Consider the following 4183-nt stretch of genomic DNA (forward strand, 5'->3'; position numbering starts at 1 on the left):
AAGGAGTCGGCTATAAGGACTTTGACAACATGATTTTGACACCCTGCACTAAAGGGTGACAAGATATACCAGCCGTGCCAAGGCTACTATCTTTGTGGTGGTGACACCCCGTGATTGCAAATTAACCAATGGCACTGCTGGAGATGGAACCCAGTCTGAGTAAAACTCGAAGAGGAAAGTATCTGATTATCACAGGTCGGAAGAGGAACTGTGACGGATAACTATGCACCACAATTATGCGTTCTTGTGGGTTTTGTTGCTTGTGCAGGGAAATGAAATTAGGTTTTATAGAGGAAAGATACAATTTTTTTACTCAACAATCCCCTTTTACGTGAAGTCTTAGACTTTTTTAGCGATTCTACTGATAGCCACACATGCAGGGTTCGTTATAGATGATCCATCGTACAATGAATTTGTGGCACATGCCCGTTCTATAGGGAGATTCGAGCCCTGTCTAAATGATTGACACTTTTTCGGCATCAGTTTCCTATATTTACCTTATCTTTGCAGCGCAAAAACGTGAGGTTAAATTAATTAAGAAAGGATGCTTATGAACATTGAAAAAGACATTCACCCCAGTATTATCGCCGCCATGAACGGCCAGCAGTACGAAACAGAGACAACCGAAGTAACCACCGATGACGGCGATACGTTAGAGGTGGAACGCTTCACCTTTGGTGACAAGGAACCGACACTGGTAGACGCCATTAAGGTCATCATCGACCTGTCGGAGAACACGGAGCTGTGTGGCGACTTCTTCATCGAGGCTGAAGAGGCGCTGAACTATGTGGCCCAACGACTTGACATTAACAACAATCAAGCGCTAATGCTGGCTTTGGTCATCAACAACTTTGCCGACCAGCGCATCGACATGAACGACTTCGGACGCCACTTGCGCTGTACGCCCATCGCATTGCTGCCCTATCTCAAGGAGATGGATGTGCTAGAGGAGCGCGGCTTCGTAGTGTGCAATCACAGTGGCGACCGTCCTACCTATCGTATACCTTATTATATTTTGGAGGCGCTGAACGACAACAAGGTGCCTGAACAGCGTCAGTTGTCAGGTCTGAGCTGTGAGGAGCTCATCAACGAGCTGGACAAGATCTTCGACCAACGCAGTGACCACGAGCTGACCTACGAGGGACTGCGTCTGCGTGTGAAGTCGTTGCTCAACAGCAATCAGGAATTGCGGTTCGTGGAACAGGTAATGAGCTACGAGATCAGCGACGATGAAATCATAGCCCTCTTATTTATGTGCAGCCAGTGTGTGCTCTTCAGCGACAACCATATCCTGATGCACCAGCTGAGTCAGTTCTACGAGCGTCGCCGTGAGTGGAGCATGCTTCATCAGCAGTTGAAGAACGAGAAGAGTAAGCTGCAGCTGTTAGGACTTATCGAACACGCTCACGATGGAGGCTTTAACGACAGCAATGCCTTCTGTCTGACCATGAAGGCCAAGCGTGCGCTGTTTACAGAACTAGATGTCAAGTTGGATGACGAGGACCGTCCTCAGCGCGGTATGATGCGTCACAGCGACATCACTGCCCACCAACTGTTCTACGACGAGGCAACCAGCCGTCAAGTTAACGAGCTGACAGGTTTGCTCAGCGAAGACAACTATCAGAAGATTCGCCAGCGCTTGCAGGACAAGGGCTTCCGTTGTGGGTTCACCTGTCTGTTCTATGGCTCGCCTGGCACGGGTAAGACAGAGACCGTTCTTCAACTGGCTCGTCAGACTGGTCGTGACATCATGCAGGTGAACGTGTCGGAGATAAAGAGCAAGTGGGTCGGCGACTCTGAGAAGAATATCAAGGCCCTGTTCGACGACTATCGCAAGAAGGTGAAGGACTGCAAGCGCACGCCCATCCTGCTGTTCAACGAAGCCGATGCCATCATCAATCGTCGTCAGAAGATGGCAGAGCGGGGTGTTGACAAGATGGAGAACAGTATCCAGAACATCATCCTGCAGGAGATGGAAATGCTCGATGGCATCCTCATAGCCACCACTAATCTGGAGCAGAATATGGATAAAGCCTTCGAGCGCCGTTTCCTGTATAAAATCAAGTTCAACAAGCCCACTGTCGAGGCCCGTCAGCACATCTGGCAGAGTATGATTCCATCGCTTTCAGCTGATGCTGCCAGCCAACTGGCCTCACGTTATGACTTCAGTGGAGGTCAAATAGAAAATATCGCCCGTCACCATGCCATAGACAGCATCCTTCATGGTGATGAAGCAGACGACTTACAATCCCTTATCACCCATTGTGACCAGGAGCGGTTGGAGAAGAAAGTGCGCAGGATAGGTTTCTAAACAAAATTGCACAACGGTTCCGTTGTGCAATTTTGTTTATTGTGCCCCTCATACGGTATAGCTCCGTATGCCCCATGCTTTATTAGTGATTTGACGGGTTGTAATTATGATATCTTGGAAAATCTGCTAGGTCGAAATCAAATTTATTGCCGATTGCATAAGTCTGATACCAGTTTCCTTCTTCGTCTTGTTCATACACTCTTTGCATGGCTTCAACACGATAATCATCACCCTCGTAGTCATGCTCCAACAAATAATATAAAGTGTCCCATGCAGCTTCTTCAATTTTATCTGCTAACTCCTTATCTTCTTTTTTCAGCTGTTCAAAATAAGTAGGACCAAAATCATCATCATCCATTCCAGATTCTTCGAGTGCCTTTTTGTACTTCCGCTCAATCTGTTCAATAACATCATCGGGCAGATCTATTCCAAAATCGAGGTCGGTGCACTGCTGATTAATGTCGATACCAATAAGAATTGTTGCCATAATACCAATGTTTTTAAGTTAAACGTTTCTGTTATCGGCTGCAAAAGTACAAACTATTATTTTATAGGCAAAGGATTTGTTGTCAATATAATGGACAACATCACCCTCTGTGACCCAGAGCGGTTGGAAAAGAAGGCACATAGGATTGGATTCTAGAATATCTTCCAATCCTTGCCCGTGATGATAGAGATGGGCTTCACCAATCGGCAAAGCACCAGCCCTATCACCACGAGCAGCACTCTCACCCAAAAGCTGATATTCGGGCACACAAAGCCAATGTAAACCAAGTATAATGGGCTACATATCAGGGCTATTGACAACAGGAGCGAGAGGGCTGCGAGGAGGAGTTTCATATTTTTCGTCTTTCAATTGATTTAATTTTTCCTGCTTTTCTATCCTTTTGTCAATAACAATAGTAACATTTTTGGGGGTACCTTCTTTCTCTTTTATTATATTAAAAGTATAATCTTGTAAGATAATATCCTCTTTCACTTTCACTTTAGGGAAACCATCCATATCCAGATTTTCCCAGATTATATCTTTCAATTTTTCGCGGTAAAGCAATGAACATATTGCCATGTAAGTATTTTGCATTTTGGAAGCTAATGTATTAGCAGGAGCATCTTCCTTATCCATCAAGCTATTTGCCCAAGCCGGAATCAACACAATATTCCATAGACTCGTGAAAAAACGAGGATCGTAAGCCCTACCCCAAACATGAGATATTATTGTGTTTTGAAAGAGTGATTCTTTTCCTTGAGAGATTGTGATTCCTGTTTTATTAGTGATTAGACTACGAACCGAATCGTTTCCATCTTTATCGATATCTACTCGATACTGTTTTCCTTCGATGGTATATATTGCCTTATCGCATTTCGTTACACTACTGTTATTTTCTATAATTTTTTCATCAGTGGTATAGCGAGCTTCAAGATAGTTGAGATCTTTAGTTAACTTATCTTTTATACTATTCAGACAATCTATTTCAGGCTTTGTTAGTTTTTTACCCAATTTTGTTTCTATTCTTCGTTTATTCAAATAGTTGATGAATTTATTAACATTTAAAGCAATGTTTTTGTCTTCGGAGAGAATCTGTAAAAAAATCTTCTTGATTTCTTCGTTTCCAATTTTGTTTGCTTCATTATTTAAACTTTTAACCCAATTACCTTCATCCTTTATTAATTCTTCTCCCTTATTTTTTGAATGATAAAAACTACCGGAAAGTTCATTCATTGCTTTAACAACAAGTTCAGGTTCAAAAAAATATGATCCTTCAACTGCCATCTTAATAAATTCCTTTTCATCGCTAAAGTGAGAGATTAGCACCTCCATACCATCCAACTTATGTAGGTAATCTCTTTTAATGTGTTGTCTTTTAAAAATCG

The 4183-nt window shown here is 43.2% G+C and carries 4 protein-coding genes; 1 reads left to right on the forward strand and 3 read right to left on the reverse strand.

The genetic code is table 11. The annotated features are described in order from the left end of the window. The first annotated feature begins 550 nt into the window (after window positions 1-550). Window positions 551-2311: an ATP-binding protein gene (locus CIK89_RS12555; protein WP_254046685.1), complete on the forward strand. Its 1761-nt coding sequence runs from the start codon at window positions 551-553 to the stop codon at window positions 2309-2311. A gap of 82 nt (window positions 2312-2393) precedes the next feature. Here the strand turns inward: CIK89_RS12555 and CIK89_RS12560 are convergent, their stop codons facing one another. From CIK89_RS12560 to CIK89_RS12570, 3 genes are all read right to left on the reverse strand, one after another. Next, window positions 2394-2798 (reverse strand): hypothetical protein, encoded by a 405-nt coding sequence (locus CIK89_RS12560; protein ID WP_094391702.1) that lies wholly within the window; start codon window positions 2796-2798, stop codon window positions 2394-2396. 152 nt (window positions 2799-2950) lie between these two features. Then, entirely contained in the window at window positions 2951-3151 is a 201-nt protein-coding gene (locus CIK89_RS13390) for a hypothetical protein (protein WP_144007420.1), read from the reverse strand. After that, window positions 3096-4183 (reverse strand): hypothetical protein (locus CIK89_RS12570; protein WP_216820478.1); only part of this gene is annotated, 1088 nt, incomplete at its 5' end. The genes CIK89_RS13390 and CIK89_RS12570, both read right to left, overlap by 56 nt.

The sequence above is a fragment of the Prevotella sp. P4-119 genome, assembly GCF_002251345.1.
Classification (GTDB): Bacteria; Bacteroidota; Bacteroidia; order Bacteroidales; family Bacteroidaceae; genus Prevotella.